Here is a 19,548-nt window from a genome sequence, read left to right as displayed (position 1 = left end):
TACCGTAACGTTTCTCTAACGCCCCACACACGGAGTGATTCCACATGCGTATTCGTCATCTCGCCGGCGCCATCGGCGTTGCCCTCCTCGCCAGTGCCGGGGCACACGCCGACGGTTTCACGCAGGTGGTGTCCTTCGGCGACTCGCTCAGCGACAGCGGTAACGTCTCCACGCTGCTTCGCTCGCCGGTCGCGCTGCGCTTCACCACCAACCCGGGCACCGTCGCCGTGGAGAACATCGCGGCCAACTACGGCCTGACGCTCACGCCGTCGCTCAAGGGCGGCACCGACTACGCCTACGGCAATGCGCGCGCCGCCACGGTGAACCCGGTCACGGGCACGCCGCTGACCGTGCCGCCGACCTCCACGCAGATCCAGACCTACCTCGCCTCCACCGGTGGCAAGGCCGACCCGAACGCGCTCTACACGATGTGGATCGGCGCGAACGACCTGCTCGCCGCCACGGCCAACCCGGCCACGGCCCAGGTCGTCGTCGCCACCGCGGCCACCAACGAAGTCGGCCAGATCAAGGCCCTGCAGGCCGCCGGCGCGAAGACCATCGTTGTCTTCAACCTGCCCGATGTGGGCAAGACCCCGGCCGCCCTCTCCCAGGGTGCCACGGCAGCCGGCCAGATCTCGCAGCTGGCCCAGGTCTACAACGGCGTGCTGTCCGGTGGCCTGACCCAGGCCGGTCGCGGCATCGTGCCCGTCAACGCCTACGCGATCCTCAACGAAGTCATCGCCAACCCCAGCGCCTACGGCTTCACCAACGTCACCGTGCCGGCCTGCACCACGGCCTCGTCGCTGACCTGCACGCCCGCCACGCTGCGCGACCCGAATGCGGCGTCCACGTACCTGTTCGCCGACGGCATCCATCCGACCACGGCCGCCCATGCGATCCTCGGCCAGTACGCCGTGTCGATCATCAGCGCGCCGCAGAAGATCTCGCTGCTCGGTGAAGCCGGTCTCGCGTCCAACGCGGCCCATGTCCGCGCCCTGCGTGGCCAGATGATGGCCGACAACTTCGGCGCGGAATCGCGCGTGTTCGCCGCGGTGGATTACGGCCAGCAGAAGTTCAAGTCGACCGACACCTCGCCCAAGACCGACAGCGACAACGTCAACCTGACCGTGGGCGCGGACGCCCGCGTCAACGACAACGTGTCGGTCGGTGTCGCGCTGGGCCTGTCGCAGAACAACGCCGACTTCCAGGGCGGCGGTGGCTACAAGATGCAGGACGTGGCCGGTTCCGGCTATGCGTTCTACCACCAGGGCGGCGGCTACGGCGGCGCGTTCGTCAGCTTCGGCCAGCTCAGCTTTACCGACATCGATCGTCGCATCGACCTCGGCGCCGCACGCCGCACCGAAACCGGCAAGACCGACGGCTCCCACGTAGGCGCAGGCCTGCAGGGCGGCTGGTGGTTCGGCAGCGACACGCTGAAGACCGGTCCGTTCGTGAGCGTGGAATGGGAACAGCTTCGCGTGTTCGGCTACACCGAGCGCAGCGACAGCAGCACGGCGATGACCTTCGGTCGCCAGACCCGCAACGCCCGCATCGAAACCGCCGGCTGGCGCCTGCAGGGTTCCTGGCAGGCCGGTGCTACCCTGCTGCACCCGTTCGCCGAAGTGGGCTACAACCACGACGGCCGCGCCGACGATCGCTTCGTGTCGGCCGGGCTCAACAGCATGGCCGGCCGGTTCGACGTCCAGGGCTTCACCCCGGACAAGACCTGGGTCACCGCCGATCTGGGTGTCAGCGCCGACTTCAGCCAGCGCTGGAGCGGCTGGGCCAGCTACAGCGGCCGCTTCGCCGACGATACGCAGCGTTACAACAGCCTCAATCTTGGGCTGAAGATGGCGTTCTGATCCACGCCGTCATGCGATGAAAAACGCCGACCTCGTGTCGGCGTTTTTTTGGATACGTTGACGAAAAAACGCCGGCACATGCCGGCGTTCTTCATGCGCGGAAAGGACGGCTTACTTCTTGCCGCCGGCCTTCGCGTACATCGCCTCGGCCTGCTTCTTCAGGTCGTTGGCAGCGTCGTCGCTGAGCACGTCGACCTTGCCACCGGCCTCGTTCTGCTTGAGCACCAGCTCGCCGGCATCGTTCCAGCCCGCGCGCTCGGTGGAGGTCGGCTTGCCATCCTTGCTGGGCTTCTTCTCCTGGACGATCACCCAGGGCTTGCCATCCTTGTAGGCATAGTTGGTCGAGGTAAAGCCCTTGTCGCCGTAGTCGACCAGCTCGATGACGAACTGCACGTCGCTGCCCTTCTTGAAGATCTGCCAGCCGCGCGACTCGCCTTCCTTCAACGCGGTGCCCTGGGTCATCTTCAGGCCACCGATGTTCTTCTTCAGGCTGTTGAAGCCGTTGAGCTCCTTCTCGCCCGGCGTGGCTTCACCCACCATCTGGATGTTGGCAACGTTCTTGGCGCCCTTGGTCAGCACCGGGGTCTTCAACGGCGACGAATAGTGACGCTCACCGTCCTGAAGCGACGCTTCGACGATGTAGATGTCGTTCGGGTTGAGATCCGAAGCGTTGAAATCGAGCTGGAACGACTGCGGCAACGTCACCGGCTGCACGGTCTTGGTGGCCAGGGGCTGCGAGCCCTCGGCGCTGACGTCCACCAGCTTGAGATCGAGCTTGGCATCCGGCGACAGTTGAGCACCCGCGTCACGCAGGGTGACGCTACCCGTGACGGCATTGGCGGGAGCGGCACTGTCGCTGCCACCGGCGGCGGCCTGCTGGCCGTTGTTGTCGGAGCCGCCACCGCAGCCGGCAAGCGCCAGGGCAGTCACGGAAGCGAGCGACAAGAAGATCCTGCGCATGGTCGAACCTCATAGGAAACGAAACGGATTTGGGTCGCGGACGATACGCGTGCGCATGGCGCGGCAACACGTCCCGGGGGAACCTTGGAGCATACCGGCAAAATCTCTCCTGTAAAAGTCAAGGGAGGAATTACCTGAGTTTTCGTAAAAGGAGACCCCGTTGGCATGTTTAAAGGCAGGTTTGCCGGAAACGGCCAAGCTGCCAGCATGGCAGCGACCTGGTCACCCTATTCCATGCAAAAAAAACGCCACCCGGATGGGTGGCGTTTTCATTGGCGCCATTCACCCGAAGGAGAATGGCGATGCTGGACAACACTCGACGATTAGAAGTCGTAGGTGATGCCGAAGCGGGCGTAGCGCGGCGTGGTCTGGTAGAGCGCCGTGCGGTAGTTCGGATCGACAGCGCCGGTACGGCCCGCCTGCGGGTACGTCGCCAGACGCTCACGGGTGTTGAGCACGTTGAACACCGTGACGTTGAAGGCCAGCTTCTTGTCAGCCCACATCGGACGGTACTCGGCGGTCAGGTCCACCAGGTACGTCCACGGGTTGTGACCTGCTGCACCCGGAGGCGACGGCTGGCCGTAGCAGTAGTGATAGTAAGACTGGTAGCCCGTCGGATCCGTCTGCCCGGCACCGAAATAGCCGAGGCAAGACTTGGGCGCGCCCGAGGCAGCTGTGAAGTTGCCTGACAGCATCCACTCGTCGGCAATCTGGTACGAGCCGTAAGCCTTCAGGACATGGCGGCGGCTGTTGGACAGTTCACCGTTGGAGTACTGCATCAACTCCGGCAGATCCCAGTCGACCGTCGCGGACACGTCAGACTGACCGATATCCGAGCGCACCTGGCCTTCGGAATTACCGTAGCTCTTCGAGTACAGGTAATCCACCTTTCCGTACCACTTACCATCGAACGGGTGCTCGAGGTACATCTCAAGCCCGTAGTAGTTGCGCTTCAGCTGCGGGAAGCCGAAGTCAGCATTGGAGATGTGCGCGGTGTAGTAGCCGCCGTTGAGGTTGGGAACCTTGAAGTCGGCCGCGCGACCCGGGTTGAACAGGTAGCTGCCCTGGACCGGACCGATGGTCGCCGGATCCACACCCTGGCGGGCCAGCGCGCTGTAGATAGCATCCGCGCCACCGGTATCGTCGATCGCATTCTTCAGCTTACGCACGGTGGCCTTCGCACCGTAGACCCACTTGTCGCCCAGCGTTTTGTCGAAGCCGAGAATGAACTCGTCCTGGTATTCCGACTGGAGGTTCGTGGCAGCCGCCGTCTTCGGGTCACGCGGGAAGCCGTATTCGCGATTGCTCGAGATCGGGCCGCCGGTCGCCGTAGCGATAGGCGTCAGGCCCGACGGGATGCCATTGGCATCGATCGACGTATAGGTGTAGTACTCGCGAGTAAAGAGCGACTGGCCAGCCGAACGCAGCGCCACGCTTGCCGGCATCGCCAGGTAGTAGCGACCTGCGTTCGCGTAGATCTTCAGGCTGGAATCGCCATTGACGTCCCAGGTCGCGCCGATACGCGGCGCCCACTGCGGACTGGTCAGACGCAGGTAAGGCTGGCTGACGCCGTTGTAGTTGGTGAACTGGTCGTTGCGGATACCGACCTTGAGCAACCAACGGTCGTTGATCTGCCAGGAGTCTTCGAGGTACTGCGCACGCTGCTTCACGCGCACCGAGGCGCGAGCGTCGTACTTGTATTGATCAACGAAGTAACCCTGGCCACCTGCGGGACCCACGTAGCTATCGCTACCCGGCGAACCGGCGATCGGCGTGACGCCGTCAGTCGCCTTGCCGTATTCCCACGCATAACCCGGACCCGAAGTGCCCAGGCCGTCGTTGCTGTCGCGGACGTCCTGGTTATCGATACCACCGGTGATCGTGTGATCGCCCACGTGGTAGCTCAGGTCGATACGGAGGTTGGTATTGGTCGACTTGTGCTGCGGATCATAGACGCGCGTGCTGGGATTGTCGTTCGACACGCCGTTCGCGATCGTCGGGTCCTGCTGGTTCGGGGTGATGATGTGCGGCAGCTGGGTCTGCGGCACCTGGCTGTAATACGTGCCGTGCATCTTGCCGTACTGAGCCGTCAGCGTCAGATCATCGGTGATGTAGCTGGTGTACTTGGCCGTGTAGAGATCCGCGCCGGTCTTGTTCAGCGGATTACCCGACGTGTCCTTGCCCACGAGCGAGCCGCGGCTTAGATCGCTGTAGTCGAAGTTATAGACGTTGGCGTCGTAGTTCTGCTTATTGGATGCGCCGGTGACTTCAAGGATATTGCTGTCGTTGATGTTCCAGTCCAGCTTGCCGTAGAACTTCGGGTTCCGGTAGGAACGGTCGTAGTAGTTCGGGGAATCCTGGCTGGTGTAACGATCCTGGTTCACCTTCTCCTGCTCGGCGGCGAGGAAGATGTACAGCTTGTCCTTGATCAGCGGGCCGCCCACGTAGGCCGACTCGACCGTACGCATCTGGGTGTCTTTCTTGTTGTAGTTGTAGATCTCACCCGCGGTGGTGGTCGGACCATTGATCATGTAGTGATCGTTGCCCGGGGTCGAGCGAGTGCCGCGCGGCTCCCACAGTACCTGCGCACCGAAATGCCATTCATTGGTACCGCGCTTGCCGACCTGGCTGATCACGCCACCGGCCGAACGGCCGTAAGCTGCGCCGTAGCCACCGGCCAGCACTTCCTGCTGATCGATCGCGCCATACGGCAGGCTGATGCCGCCGAAACCACTGATGGGATCGGTCGTGTTGAAACCGTTGATGTAGTACGCGTTCTCGGTGACCGAGCCGCCGCCGATCGAGACCAGGGCATTGCCGGTGGGACCCGAGAAATAGCCGCTGCCTGCGACGGCACCCGGAGCCAGAAGCGCGATAGCTTCGGCGGTGCGCGCCAGCGGGAGCTTGGCCAGCTGTTCGGAGGTGATGACGGTGCGCGAGTCGACGGTCGAGACGTCGACCGGCGGCAGGCTGTTCGCCGTGACGGTGACCGAATCGAGCGACTGGGCGCTGGCGGAGGTCGTGGCGGCGTTGAACGACACGTCCGAACCCTTGCCGACCGTCAGGCTGACATTCTTGCGCGAATCGACGACGGCGCCATTGCGCTTGAGGTCGACCTGGTAGCTGCCGACCGGCAGGTTGTTGAACTGGTAGCGGCCAGCCGCGTCGACCGGCACTTCGCGGGTGATACCCGTCGAGCCGCTGATCTGCACGGAGTCGCCCGGCTGGGCGCCCGAACCGAAGATGTTACCGGTGGTGGACTGCGCGAGAACGGCACCAGTGCCGCCCAGGCTGAGCGCCAGCGCAAGCGCCAGCGACGAACGACGCAGGACGGAAGCCTGCCGGATGCTGCGAGAACTCATTGCAAATCTCCCCAGATCGACCCTAACAGGGCCCAAAAAAACGAGCAAAACCGACCAAAGGCCGGAAAAAAATGGCCTTGTCCGTCGCTCGGATCCGAGGGGTGGTACCAGCGCCCTACTCCTCCCAGAGAGGACGCCAACCCCTGACCAGCTCCTGACAAGCCCTGACGAGGAACCCACCCTTCGCCTTTCGTGGTTCACGAAAGGGTCAGTCAGGTATCGCCGATGCCGAACATAGGCGTGACCCGACTGCCGTGTCAACAAATTATTTACACGGGCTAGGTGTTTTTCCTAGTGCGGAACTCGTTCAGGTATAGCTGCCAACTCGCGGAAATCAGGGGATTTTTGCTTGAGAAATAAACAGTTCCGAAAAAAAAGCCCTCGTCCGGGAGGCGGAAGAAGGCGATCTGGGGAGCATGTTTCCTTACCGTCGGGGGGCAAAGCCTTGCCCCCCGCGGTCTTTTTCTTGTTGTGCGATACGCGGCGCGTTATCAGAAGTCGTAGCTGATGCCGAAGCGAGCGTAACGCGGCGTGGTCTGGTAGATGGGAACGCCGTACCGCGGGTTCAGCTGCTGCGTGGTGCCGTGCAGCGGGTACACCTGCGTTTCCTTGCGCTGGTTCAGCAGGTTGAACACCGTGACATTGAAGGCCAGCTTCTTGTCGGCCCATTCCGGACGGTATTCCAGGCTACCCGTGACGATGTAGGTCCAGGGATTGTGGCCCGCTTCACCCGGGGGCGACGGCTGACCGTCGCACCAGTGGTAGTAGGAGCCGTAGCCGAGGTTCGGGTTCGTCTGGTTCGGACCGTAGAAGCCGAGGCAGCTCTTCGGTGCGCCCGAGGCGATGTTGATGTTGGCGGCAACCAGCCATTCCGGCGCCAGCTGGTACGAACCGTAGGCCTTGAACTGGTGCTTGCGGCTATTGGCCAGTTCGCCGTTGGCGTACTGCATGACTTCGGCGTAATCCCAATCGACCGTCGCCGAGACCGTGTCCTGACGGATGTCCGAACGGACCTGGCCTTCCGAGTTGCCGTAGCTCTTCGAGTAGACGTAGTCGAAGCGGACCTGGTACTTGCCGTCCCAGGCGTGATCCAGGTACAGCTCGAGGCCGTAGTAGCTGCGCTTGTTGTGCGGGAAGCCGAAGTCCTGGTTGTTCATGTCGACGCTGTAGAAGCCGCCGTTGGTGTTCGGCACCAGGAACGTATTGGCACGACCCGGGTTGAACAGGTAGCTGCCCTGGATGGCGCCGATGGTGTTCGGATCGATACCCGAACGGATCATCTTGGCCTCGATCGCGCCGCTGTCGCCGACATCGTCGATCGAGTTACGCAGCTTGCGCACGGTGGCCTTGGCACCGTAGGTCCACTTGTCCGTCAGCGCGGCGTCGAAGCCGAGGATGAACTCGTCCTGGTACTGCGACTTGATGTTGGTGGCGGCAGCGGTGGCCGGGTCACGCGGGATGCCGTACTCGCGGTTGGCCGAGATCGGGCCGCCCGTGCTGCTGGCGATCGGCGTCAGGCCCGACGGGATGCCGTTGGCGTCGATGCCGGTGTAGTTGAAGTACTCGCGGGTGTAGAGCGAGGCACCGGCGGAACGCAGCGCGACGGTCGCCGGCAGCGCGAGGTAGTAGCGACCCGCGTTGGCGTAGATCTTCAGGCTGGAGTCGCCATTGACGTCCCAGGTAGCGCCCAGGCGCGGGGCCCACTGCGGCGTGGTCAGGCGCAGGTACGGCTGGCCGTTCTGGTTGTAGTTGGTGAACTGGTCGTTACGCAGGCCCAGCTTCAGCATCCAGCGGTCGTTGACCTGCCAGGTGTCCTCGATGTACTGCGCGCGCTGCGTGGTGCGCACCGATGCGGAGGTGCTGTAGACATAACGCGCGACGTAGTAACCACGACCACCCGGGGGGGCGACATAGGCGGCGTCGGTCGGCAGCGTGCCGATGATGGGCGTGCCCGCGTCGGTGTTCAGGTACTCCCAGGCGTAACCCGGACCCGTCGTGCTCTGGCCGTCATCGTTATCGGCCACTTTCTGGTTATCGAGACCGGCCACGATAGTGTGGTCGCCGATGTGATAGCTCAGGTCGACACGGAAGTTCGTATTGGTCGAGGTGTGCTGCGGATTGTTGGTCTGCGCCGCCGGGTTGGCGTTGCTGATAGCGGCACCGCCGGTGATCAGCGGATCCTGGTTGGTCGCCGTGATGATCGACGGCAGGGACTGATCGCCGCCCTCGGCGGTGTAGTACGTGCCCTTCATCTTGCCGTACAGCGCGGTCAGGGTCAGGTCATCGGTGATGTAGCTGGTGAACTTGGCCGTGTACAGATTCGCACCCGACTTGTTCAGCGGTGCGCCAGCGGTGTCCTTGCCGGTGTATGCACCCTTCTGCTGGGTCGCGTAGCTGTAGCTGTAGATCGACGCGTCGTAATCCTGCTTGTTGGACGCACCGGTCACTTCGAGGATGTTGCTGTCGTTGATGTTCCAGTCGATCTTGCCGTAGATCTTCGGGTTACGGTAGGACTGCTGGTACACGAACGGGGAAGCGATGCTCGTGGTCTGGTTGCCCTGGCGACGCTCCTGCTCGGCGGCAAGGAAGATGTACAGCTTGTCCTTGATCAGCGGGCCACCGGCGTATGCGGAGTACGTCGTGCGCCAGTTCTTGTCGTTGCGGTTGTCGTCGTACAGCGCGCCGGCCTGCGCACCGACCTGGCGGTAGTAGTTGATCTGGTCGGCCTTGGTGCCCTTCGGCTCCCAGAGCACCTGGCCACCGAAGTGCCATTCGTTGGTGCCGCGCTTGCCGACCTGGCTGATCACGCCGCCGGACGAACGACCATAGGCCGCACCGTAACCGCCGGCGAGGATTTCCTGCTGGTCGATGGCGCCGTACGGCAGGGTGATACCGCCGAAGCCGCTGAGCGGGTCGGTGGTGTTGAAACCGTTGATGTAGTACGCGTTCTCGGTGACGGCGCTGCCGGCGATCGAGACGAGGGCGTTACCGGTCGGGCCGACGAAGAACGAGCTGCCGCTCACGGCGCCCGGCGCCAGCAGCGCGATGGCTTCGGCGGTACGCGCCAGCGGCAGCTTGTTCAGCTGCTCGGAGGTGATAACAGTGCGCGAGTCGACCGCGCTGACGTCGATCGACGGCAGGGCGTTGGCCGAGACGGTCACGCCTTCCAGGCTGGTCGAGGCCGAGCTGCCGGAAGCGGCGGTGGCGTCGAAGGCCACTTCGGTACCGGCGCCGACGCGCAGGGAGACGTTGGAACGCGAATCGACGGCGGCACCGTCCTTGTTCAGCGTCACCTTGTAGCTACCCAGGGGCAGCGACGTGATGGTGTAGCGACCGGCGGCATCCACGGCGACGGTGCGGGTGACGCCCGTCTCGTTGGTGGCGGTCACGGTCTGGCCCGCACCTGCCGGCACCTGGCCGAAGATGGAACCGGTGGTGGACTGTGCGAAAGCGGCACCGGACACGGTACCCAGGCCGATGGCGAGGGCCAGTGCGGTGCGACGTCCCATCATGGCGGCGCGGTTGTGGCGCGAATTCATCTTGCATCTCCCCGATTAAAAATTCCGTCAGCGCGATAGGTCGCGTCGAGCGGCAAGCCGACCCCGGCCCGGCTCGCGCCAGGCTTCTGAGAGATCGGAGGCTGAAAAAAAATCCCCTTTCAACAGCAGAACCCCCTGCTAAGGACCCTGCACCCCGAAGCGCCACTGTCGTGGCTTGCAGTAGGTATATCCAAAGCTGTCATCGCTACGCAATACGAAAATCTCACGGAAAATTTACGCAGCTAGACAGTTATTCCCATGGCAAGTGATGCATAACGCAAAAAACTGCGCTCTTACAATCAGTTACATATGTGACCTTTGGGCCTTGCAAGCGAGATCTTCCTTTTTCCTAGGAATCATTCCTAGAGAAGAGTCCGGAATTGCCGGGTGTTCGCGTAGGGTTTTGCGCTTCCGGGTGCCGCGAGAACGGGGCCGACTGAGCCGATTCGCCCTATAACCCATGAAATACCGATTGCAACGTTCCGGGGATCGGGGCGCACTCACTTGCGCCCTCGTGCCGACAGGTAAAGATTTCCAGAAGCAACCGATGGTTAGACGCGGCAACGAACCGACCGGCGAGGCCAGGGACAGCCGGCGGCGTCACCTAAGAAACTTCTCAGCAGAAAGGCTTTCGAAGGGAAGTTGCTGTACACCGAATACACGGTCCGCGCGTTGGATCGCGGAAGGCCGGGGGCCGATCCACTCAGACACGAGGTTCCAAGCGCATGAACTACAACTCAAGGGGCTCCGTCATGGCCGATGCGGCCGGTGAAAACGCAGAGTCCGCACGTATCGACGTCACGCCGGTCGGATCGTCGTTCGCCACGCGCGTGCGGGCAGTGATCAAGATGTCCGGCAGCGTCAGCGAGATCGCCCGACGCTGCGGCTTTTCCGAAGGCGTCGTGCGCAGCTGGCGCGACGGCAATACCGACCCCTCACGCGGGCGTTGCGTCACGATGGCCAAGACGCTGGGCCTTTCCCTCGTCTGGCTTGCCGCCGGCGAAGGCCCGATGATGCTGGACGGCTCGGGCGACGATCCGCTGGCCCGGACCGACACCACGGAAAACGTGCGCGGCCGTGACGGGCGCGAAGCGTCGGGCCCGGTGCCGTCCACGCTGGATGCCTCCCGCCTCGCGGCGGCGATGAAGCTCCTGCAGTCCGATATCGAGATGACCGGCAGCCGGTTTTCCCCCGTGCGCCATGCCGACCTGGTCGCCGAGATGTATTCCATCCTCGGTCGGTCGGGCGAAGCGGACTATGCGGATCGCATGATTGCCTTCCGTCATACGCTGATGTCGCGCGTGGCGGACGATCAGGCCACCGCTGCCGCGTAATAGGCGATCGCTGATCGGGACGATTCCCGCCGCCCAAGGCGACGGGAATCCTTGCGGCCCGCGGCCTACAGCCGCGAAATGTCCGCGATGGCGCCGAACGTAGCCTTGAGCTGCGCCAGCAGGGCGAGGCGGTTGCCACGCACCGCGGCGTTGTCGGCGTTGACCAGCACGTCGTCGAAGAACGTATCCACCGGCCCCTGCAACGCCGCCAGGCGTGCCAGCGTGCCCATGTAGTCACCCGACGCCAGCATGCCCTTCGTCTCCGCGCGGGCCGCGTCCAGTGCGGCATGCAACGCGCGCTCGGCGTCCAGCTCGAAATGCGCGGGGTCCACCGTGCCGGGAATGGGCGCGGCGCCGGCCTCTTCCGCCTGCTTGCGCAGGATGTTGGCCACGCGCTTGTTGGCCGCCGCCAGACTGGCCGCTTCCGGTCGACGCGCGAACTCGCCCACCGCACGCAGGCGACGGTCGAAGTCCGGCAACGTGGACGGGGACACCGCGATCACCGCTTCGAACTGGTCGGCCGAGAAGCCCTGGTCGGCGTAATAGCCGCGCAGGCGCTCCAGCACGAACGCCTGCACCTCGTCGCCCAGTTCGCGACGTCGGGCACCGATGTCGACAGCCGGCGGCTTGCCGTCCTTGCCGGGCTTCACGCCAGCCACCAGGGCCGCTTCGGGAACCAGCTCGAAGGCTTCGCTGAGGGCGGCGCGCAGATCGATGTCGAGGCCGGCCTCGATCAGCGTGCGGGCGAGCCCGAGCGCCGCGCGGCGCAGGGCGAACGGGTCCTTGTTGCCGCTGGGCTTGAGACCGACGGCGAAGATGCCTGCGAGGGTGTCCAGGCGTTCGGCCACGGCCAGCACCTGGCCGACCTTGCCGGCGGCGATGGCATCGCCACCGAAGCGCGGCTGGTAGAAGCTGTCCAGCGCGTCGGCGACATCCGCGGGCAGGCCCTGGCGCGTGGCGTAATAACGACCCATCACGCCCTGCAATTCGGGGAACTCGCCGACCATGCGGGTCAGCAGGTCGCACTTGGCCAGCGCGGCCGCCTGCGTGGCCTGCCCCGCATCGACGCCGACGCGGTTGGCGATCACGCGGGCCAGTTCGGCCACGCGCACCGTCTTGTCCCACAGGCTGCCCAGCGACTGCTGGTAGGTGACCGACTTGAGGCCTTCCTGGTGGTCGGCCAGCGGGGTTTTCAGGTCGGCATCCCAAAAGAACTTGGCATCGGCGAAGCGCGGGCGGATGACACGCTCGAAACCCTTGCGGATCTCCGCGGGGTCGCGGCTGTCGATATTGGCGACGCCGATGAAGTGCTCGGTGAGGCGACCGTCCGCGGCAAACACCGGCACGAACTTCTGGTTGGTCTCCATGGTGGTGACCAGCGCCTCGGGCGGCACGTCCAGGAACTCGCGCTCGAACGTGCAGGCGATCGCCACCGGCCATTCGGTGAGGTTGGCGATCTCGGCCAGCAGGCCCTCGCCCAGACGCGGCACGCCGCCGGTGGCCACCCGGGCCACCTCGTCGACCACGCGCTGGCGGCGCTCGGCCGGATCGGCGATGACGTGCGCCTGGCGCAGCGTATCCAGCCAGCTGTCGGCATCGGCCACCGACACGGGCTCGGGATGGTGGAAGCGATGACCGCTGCTCAGCCGCCCGCTGGACAGGCCCAGGACCTGGCCATCGACGACATCGGCACCGTGCAGCATCAGCAACGTGTGGACCGGACGGACGAAGCTGTCCTCGCGGTTGCCCCAGCGCATGGCCTTGGGAATCGGCAGCGCCTTGAGCGATTCGACGACCACCTCCGGCAGGAGCGTGGCAGTGGCCTGGCCCGGCTTCACCGCACGGAAGACGAACCAGGCGCCCTTGTCGGTCTCCAGCCTTTCCAGCGCCGCCACGTCCACACCGCAGGACTGCGCGAAACCGACCAGCGCCTTGCTCGGCGTACCGTCCGCACCGAGGCTGGCGGCCACGGCCGGCCCACGGCGTTCCACGGTCTGCTCCGGCTGGGCGATGGCCACATCGGGAAGATAGACGGCGAGGCGGCGCGGGGAGGCGTAGGTTTTCGCGGCATCGTAGCCGGCGGCCACGCCGCGCTTGCGCAGGCCCTCGACGATGCCCTGCGCGAAGGCACCGGCAAGGTCGTCCAGGGCCTTGGGCGGCAGCTCTTCGGTGCCCAGCTCGATCAGGAGGGGCAGGCGCTTATCGGCCATGGACGGCCTCCTTGTCGTTCTTCTTCAAGCCGGGAAACCCGAGTTTTTCGCGCTGGGCGACGTAGGCCTCGGCCACACTGCGGGCCAGCGTACGCACGCGCAGGATGTAGCGCTGGCGTTCCGTGACGCTGATGGCCCGACGTGCGTCGAGGAGGTTGAAGGCGTGGCTGGCCTTGCAGACCTGCTCGTAGGCCGGCAGAGGCAGGCCCGCCTCGATCAGCTTGGCGGCCTCGCCCTCGCACACGTCGAACCAATGAAACAGCTCGGCCACGTTGGCGTGCTCGAAGTTGTAGGTGCTCTGCTCCACTTCGTTCTGGTGGAACACATCGCCGTAGGTGACCACGCCGTGCGGGGCGTTCGCCCAGACGATGTCGTAGATGCTGTCGACGTTCTGCAGGTACATCACCAGGCGCTCGAGGCCGTAGGTGATCTCACCCGTGACCGGCCGGCATTCCAGGCCACCGGCCTGCTGGAAATAAGTGAACTGGGTGACTTCCATGCCGTTGAGCCAGACCTCCCAGCCGAGCCCCCAGGCACCCAGGGTCGGTGACTCCCAGTTGTCCTCGACGAAGCGCAGGTCGTGCACCAGCGGATCGATGCCCAGCGCCTTCAGCGAGCCGATGTACAGGTCGAGGATGTTGTCGGGGTTCGGCTTGAGCATCACCTGGTACTGGTAGTAATGCTGCAGGCGATTCGGGTTGTCGCCGTAGCGACCGTCCGTGGGCCGTCGACACGGCTGCACGTAGGCGGCCGCCCAGGGCTCCGGTCCGAGCGAGCGAAGGAAGGTCATCGGGTGGAAGGTGCCCGCGCCGACTTCGGTGTCGAGCGGCTGCACCAGCACACAGCCCTGGTCCGCCCAATAGCGGTTGAGGGTCTGGATCACGTCTTGGAAAGTGGGCGCGGACATGGTTCCCGAGTCCTTGAGAAAGCGGGCTAGTATAGCGGCGTAGTATTGAACACGGGGTTGGACCTGATGGCAGTCAATCCGCAGCACGCCGCCCTCCTGGGCCGCCGTGGCCGACTGGAGCTCGACGAGGTGCTCGCCTCGCTGATGGTGGACGGCTATGTCAGTGCCGACGACGCCAAGCGCGTGCGCACCGGCTCCCGCAGCGGCAGATCGGCCATCGAACTGCATCCCCTGGTCGTGGTCTCCAGCGCGAAGCTGGACAACGGCCGCGACCCCGGTCGGCCACTGAGCCTGGAAGCCCTGGTCGAATGGCTGGCCGGCAAGGCGGACCTGCCCTACCTGAAGATCGACCCGATGAAGGTCAACGTGGCGCAGGTCACGCAGGTGGTCAGCAACGCCTACGCGCAGCGCCATCGGATCCTCCCGGTCGCGGCCACCAGTGGCGAAGTGACCTTCGCCACCGCGGAGCCCTTCGACACCAGCTGGGCCAACGATCTCGGCCAGATGCTCCGGCGCGATATTCGCCGCGTGGTCGCCAACCCGATCGACATCAACCGCTACCTGCTCGAGTTCTACGGCGTGCAGCGCTCGATCCAGCTGGCGGTCGATGCGAAAGGCCAGGACTCCGCCTCGAAGATCATCAACTTCGAGCAGCTGGTGGAACTGGGCAAGGGCGGCGAGCTGGGTGCGGACGATCGCCATGTCGTGCATATCGTCGACTGGCTGTTGCAATACGCCTTCGAGCAACGCGCCTCGGACATCCACCTCGAGCCACGCCGCGATGCCGGCCAGATGCGCTTCCGCATCGACGGCGTGATGCAGAAGGTGTTCGAGTTGCCGCCCCCGGTCATGACGGCGGTCACCGCACGCGTCAAGATCCTCTCGCGCATGGACGTCGCCGAAAAGCGCCGGCCCCAGGACGGCCGCATCAAGACGCGTTCGGCCGGCGGCCGCGAGGTGGAACTGCGTATCTCGACCATGCCGACGGCCTTCGGCGAAAAGGTGGTGATGCGTATCTTCGATCCCGACCTGGTCATGAAGGACTTCTCGCAACTGGGCTTTTCGGCCGAGGAAGACCGGGTCTGGCGCGGCATGGTGGAGCGCCCGCACGGCATCGTGCTGGTCACCGGTCCCACCGGCTCGGGCAAGACCACCACGCTGTACTCCACGCTGAAACACCTGGCCAAGCCGGAGCTCAACGTCTGCACGGTGGAAGACCCCATCGAAATGGTCTCGCCCGACCTCAACCAGATGCAGGTGCAGGCCTCGATCGACCTGGACTTCGCGGCGGGCGTGCGTACCCTGCTGCGCCAGGACCCGGACATCATCATGGTGGGCGAGATCCGCGACCTGGAAACCGCACAGATGGCCGTCCAGGCCTCGCTGACGGGCCACCTCGTGCTGTCCACGCTGCACACCAACGACTCGCCCAGCGCGGTCACCCGCCTGCTCGATCTGGGCGTGCCGCACTACCTGATCCAGTCCACGCTCAGCGGCGTGGTCGCACAGCGCCTGGTCCGTACCGTGTGCCCGCACTGCAAGCAGCCGGCCGCCCAGGACCCGGACGAATGGCGCGTCGTCACGCGTGGCTGGGACATCCCCCTGCCGGAGCGCGTGTTCGCGCCCGTGGGTTGCCTGGAATGCCGCAAGACCGGCTTCCTGGGACGCACCGGCGTCTACGAGATGATGCCCATGACAGGGCGCCTGCGCAGCATGATTTCCGCGGAACTCGACCTGGGCCGTTTCGGCGCGGCGGCCCTGCGCGAGGGCATGAAGCCCCTGCGGATTTCCGCCGCGGCACAGGTGGCCGCCGGCATCACGACCGTGCGCGAAGTGCTCAACGTCCTCCCCCCCAGCGACATCGAAGATACCTCCACGTCATGAAGCCCTTGATCATCGTCCGCACCGGCCGCGCGCCCGACGTCATCAGCGCACGCCACGGTGACTTCCCCCGCTGGTTCCAGCTCGGCCTGCGCCTGCGCCCGTCCCATATCCGCGTCGTCGATGCGGAAAAGGGTGAAGCCTTGCCGGACCCTCGCGACATCGCGGGTGCGGTGCTGACCGGCTCCGCATCGATGGTGACGGAGAAGCTGCCGTGGAGCGAGCGCACGGCCGGCTGGATTCGCAATGCCATGGACGTGGAGTTGCCGTTGCTCGGCGTCTGCTACGGGCACCAGTTGATGTCGCATGCGCTGGGCGGGCGGGTCGACTACCTGCCCGGCGGGCGCGAGATGGGCACGATTCCCCTTACCTTGCGCGGCGAGGTGGGAAACGACCCGCTCGCCGCGGCGCTGCCCGAAACCTTCGCCGCCCATGCGACACACGAACAGAGCGTGCTGGAGCTACCGCGCGGCGCCGTCTCGTTGGCGGAATCCCAACGCGATCCGCACCATCTCGTCCGCTACGGCAGGCACGCCACCAGCATGCAGTTCCACCCTGAGTTTTCGGCCGAGGTCATGCGCGCCTATATCCGCCGACGCCACGATGTCCTCGACCAGGAAGGCCTTGCACCGGCGCAGATGCTGGCGGCCGTGGTGCCCACGCCGCATGCGACGCGATTGCTGCGCGGCTTCGTACGCGAACACCTGCACGCATCGCGAGCGGAAGAGGAAGCCTCAGTTACGTAAGCGACGAACGATGGCACCGCGTGAGACGAACGCGAACACGATGCCGAAAAGGAAGCCGCCGATGTGGGTCCACCAGACCACCGCACCGTAGCTGGCGCCGGCATAGCTGAAAAGCAGCTGCACCAGCGCCCAGATGCCGATCAGTAGAAACGCGGGTACGCGGACGAACTCGAGGAACAGACCCAGCGGCAGCACCAGCCCTAGTTTGGCGCGAGGGAACAGCGTGACGTAGGCGCCGACCACGGCCGACACCGCACCGCTGCAGCCGATGATTGCCACGCGTGCGCCGGTAAGCGAGATGGCGCCGATCAGGTTCGCGACCACTCCGCCGAGCAGGAACAACAGCAGGAAGCGCGGCGAACCGAGGCTGCGCTCGGCGGGCAGGCTGAAGATCACCAGGAACAGCAGGTTGCTGACCAGGTGCAGCCAGCCGCCGTGGATGAATGTCGCCGTCAACAGCCGCAGCAGGGCGGGATCGCTGATCTGCTGCCACAGCGGCAAGCCCGTGCCGAACAGGTGTGCCGGGACCGTCCCCCAGTGCCGCATGATCAGCGTGCGTTCGTCCCGGCCGGCCAGTGCCAGGCCCACGAAGCTGACGACGCAGACCACGACGATCAGTATCGTCGCCCAGCACAGGCGCGACCGCCGACGTGTGTCGACGTGGACGAACATGGTCAAGGAATGCCGCGGGCGAGATGCGGACCTTCGGCTTCGAGCGACGACAGGGCGAACATGGTTTCCGGACCGACGACACCGTCGGCGGCGATGCCAAAGCGCTGCTGCACCGCGAGCACGCGTGCCTGCACGCCGCGATCGAACGTGGTGGGCGCCACCGTACCCTCCGCCGGCAGGTGGCTCAACAGCCAACCCACGCCCGCGCCCGTGTCACCACGGGAAAGCTTTGCAGGCATGGACGGGTCGGTGCGGAAGACCGCATAGAAACGACCGTTCCACACGCGTTCGAAGACGTCTCGCGTCAGTTCGACGTATTTGCCTCCAAGATACAGGCGTACATCCTCATCGCCGGCGCCTACGAGAAGGACTTCCTGGCGCCCATGCGCTTCGTCAAGCTCGAGCAGCAGCGGGCGATCGAAACGGCGGAGCTGATCCAGTGAACCGCGTCCACTGACGCAGGCGAAACCGGGGAAGATCACGGCATCGCAGGCCATGGCGGTAGCGACCGAGGTCTCTTTCGAGGTGACCTGCCAGCGCGCCAGTAGCTCGCTCCATACACGCAGTTTGCCCACATCGGGTGCGGGCAAGGCATCACGGAATTTCTCCAGGGCCTGCTCGGGCGTGGCCGTCACCAGGTTCTTTGGGCGAGATGGGCTGCGGCCCGACAGGAACCAGGTAGTGACACCGCCCACGAACAGGACGGCGAGAACCGCGCACCCCACGAGGATGGCTTTGCGATAGCGGCGCAGCCAGTAGCGCGCGTGCTGTGGAAGAACCTCGCGGGCGACGAAGCCGAGCGCACGTTCGCCGATGGAGCGTTCGCCACGCTCGGCGGCCCGCTCGAGCGCGCGTTGGGCAAGGGCGCTGAGCCGCCGGGGATTACCTTTCCCGTCATCGCGCAGGCTGCGCAGGCCCAGTCGACTGAAAGGCATGTGGGACGCGCCCGCCACGTGCAGACGATGGCGTACGTAGCGCTCGCTTTCTTCGGCCGTCAACGGCGCCAGTGTCAGCTGACTGGTCACCCGCGCGGCGAGGGCCATCGCCGGTGAGTTGGGCCGTCGCTCGTCGGGGGCGGGAAAGCCCGCCAGCACGAGGTGGAACGGCGTGCCGGCCTGCTCGCAAGCGGCATGCAGGCGTTGGACGACGGCAAGCATGCCTTCGGGCATCCGCTGGACATCGTCCAGGATCAGCAGGAAACGTCGGCTTACGTGCTGCAGCAATCGCCCCAGGCCGGCCGCCAGCCCGTCGACCAGATGGTCTTCTGTGTTGGCGTCTGCGCTGAGTGGAAGCGGCAGACCGAAGCCGGCATACAGGGAGCGAAGCCAGGCGGTGGTGCCCAACGCGTAGTCGTCGGCACCATGGCGTACGGCCTTTACGCCGTGATTGGGCGCATCGGCTTCGATCAGCAGGCAAAGCAGGCTCTTGCCCAGGCCAGCCTCCCCGGCGATCAGGGTCATGCTGGCGTCCGTGGACACCAGCTGGTATTCGACATGCGCGAGGGCGTCGCGTTCACGCGCAAACAGACACGCGAAACGCGCATCCGGTGCATCGCCGAACGGAGGCTCACGCAGCCCGAAGTTTTGTAGATACATGGTCCCTAATGTAGCCGATCGCCCGGCATGGATGATCGGGTCATGAGACATGATTTCAAAGGAAATTAAGCAAGAAAAACCCGCCACGAGTGCCCGTGGCGGGTTTTTAGGATAAAGCCCCTGGCGGTGACCTGTTGAGGGTCGTGCCCTTTGGGGTACGCCAGCAACGGTTCGACAAAAAGAAAACCCGGTCTCAAATGAGACCGGGTTTCCGGGATAAAGCCCCTGGCGGTGACCTACTCTTGCATGGCTTGAGCCACACTACCATCGGCGCATGCGCGTTTCACTTCTGAGTTCGGGAAGGGATCAGGTGGTACCACGCCGCTATAGCCGCCAGGGAAGGGGTGGGAGCAGCGCTTTTCGAGCGCCGGCTCCACAGAGGGTGTAAACGAGTGACAAGCGTCCGGGTTTAGTCGAACCGCGAGTAAGAGATTAAGACGGTGAAGCGTCTTGGGGTTATATGGTCAAGCCTCACGGCTC

11 protein-coding genes and 1 rRNA gene are annotated in these 19,548 nt (G+C 64.8%); 4 read left to right on the top strand and 8 right to left on the bottom strand.

Features of this window, described 5'->3' with window-relative positions; all coding sequences use genetic code 11:
- Positions 1-44 precede the first annotated feature (44 nt).
- Positions 45-1,862, top strand: coding sequence for an autotransporter domain-containing protein (locus QRN34_RS05100; RefSeq protein ID WP_285402597.1), 1,818 nt, complete (start codon positions 45-47; stop codon positions 1,860-1,862).
- 111 nt (positions 1,863-1,973) lie between these two features.
- Here the strand turns inward: QRN34_RS05100 and QRN34_RS05095 are convergent, their stop codons facing one another.
- The 3 genes from QRN34_RS05095 to QRN34_RS05085 all read right to left on the bottom strand — a co-directional run bounded on the left by QRN34_RS05095 (position 1,974) and on the right by QRN34_RS05085 (position 9,723).
- On the bottom strand, positions 1,974-2,822 hold the full coding sequence (locus QRN34_RS05095) for a DUF1481 domain-containing protein (RefSeq protein WP_036139083.1): 849 nt from the start codon (positions 2,820-2,822) through the stop codon (positions 1,974-1,976).
- A gap of 323 nt (positions 2,823-3,145) precedes the next feature.
- On the bottom strand, positions 3,146-6,184 hold the full coding sequence (locus tag QRN34_RS05090; protein WP_036139080.1) for a TonB-dependent receptor: 3,039 nt from the start codon (positions 6,182-6,184) through the stop codon (positions 3,146-3,148).
- Between the two features lie 491 nt (positions 6,185-6,675).
- On the bottom strand, positions 6,676-9,723 hold the full coding sequence (locus tag QRN34_RS05085) for a TonB-dependent receptor plug domain-containing protein (RefSeq protein WP_285402593.1): 3,048 nt from the start codon (positions 9,721-9,723) through the stop codon (positions 6,676-6,678).
- A gap of 725 nt (positions 9,724-10,448) precedes the next feature.
- Between QRN34_RS05085 and QRN34_RS05080 the strand changes: the two genes are divergently transcribed.
- On the top strand, positions 10,449-11,057 hold the full coding sequence (locus tag QRN34_RS05080; protein ID WP_285402591.1) for a helix-turn-helix transcriptional regulator: 609 nt from the start codon (positions 10,449-10,451) through the stop codon (positions 11,055-11,057).
- Positions 11,058-11,122: 65 nt separating this feature from the next.
- Here QRN34_RS05080 and glyS read toward each other — a convergent pair whose 3' ends face one another.
- Complete coding sequence (gene glyS, locus QRN34_RS05075) at positions 11,123-13,267, bottom strand: glycine--tRNA ligase subunit beta (RefSeq protein WP_285402589.1); 2,145 nt, start codon at positions 13,265-13,267, stop codon at positions 11,123-11,125.
- Positions 13,257-14,174 (bottom strand): glycine--tRNA ligase subunit alpha, encoded by a 918-nt coding sequence (glyQ, locus tag QRN34_RS05070; RefSeq protein WP_036139073.1) that lies wholly within the window; start codon positions 14,172-14,174, stop codon positions 13,257-13,259. The genes glyS and glyQ overlap by 11 nt, the downstream gene beginning before the upstream one ends.
- A 66-nt stretch (positions 14,175-14,240) precedes the next feature.
- Between glyQ and QRN34_RS05065 the strand changes: the two genes are divergently transcribed.
- Together QRN34_RS05065 and QRN34_RS05060 are read left to right on the top strand one after the other, a co-directional pair.
- Positions 14,241-16,058: a type II/IV secretion system protein gene (locus QRN34_RS05065; protein ID WP_285402586.1), complete on the top strand. Its 1,818-nt coding sequence runs from the start codon at positions 14,241-14,243 to the stop codon at positions 16,056-16,058.
- Entirely contained in the window at positions 16,055-16,801 is a 747-nt protein-coding gene (locus QRN34_RS05060) for a glutamine amidotransferase (RefSeq protein WP_285402584.1), read from the top strand. Before QRN34_RS05065 ends, QRN34_RS05060 begins: the two co-directional genes overlap by 4 nt.
- Here QRN34_RS05060 and QRN34_RS05055 read toward each other — a convergent pair.
- The 3 genes from QRN34_RS05055 to rrf all read right to left on the bottom strand — a co-directional run bounded on the left by QRN34_RS05055 (position 16,790) and on the right by rrf (position 19,406).
- On the bottom strand, positions 16,790-17,473 hold the full coding sequence (locus tag QRN34_RS05055) for a rhomboid family intramembrane serine protease (RefSeq protein WP_036139067.1): 684 nt from the start codon (positions 17,471-17,473) through the stop codon (positions 16,790-16,792). The two genes, QRN34_RS05060 and QRN34_RS05055, sit on opposite strands and share 12 nt — an antisense overlap.
- A 2-nt stretch (positions 17,474-17,475) precedes the next feature.
- A complete protein-coding gene (locus tag QRN34_RS05050; RefSeq protein ID WP_285402580.1) occupies positions 17,476-19,068 on the bottom strand; it encodes an AAA family ATPase in 1,593 nt (530 codons plus the stop codon).
- 223 nt (positions 19,069-19,291) lie between these two features.
- Positions 19,292-19,406, bottom strand: a 5S ribosomal RNA gene (gene rrf, locus QRN34_RS05045).
- Positions 19,407-19,548 lie beyond the last annotated feature (142 nt).

This window comes from Luteibacter sp. ME-Dv--P-043b, from assembly GCF_030209605.1.
Lineage (GTDB): Bacteria > Pseudomonadota > Gammaproteobacteria > Xanthomonadales > Rhodanobacteraceae > Luteibacter.
This window is presented reverse-complemented; position numbering and strand designations above follow the sequence as displayed.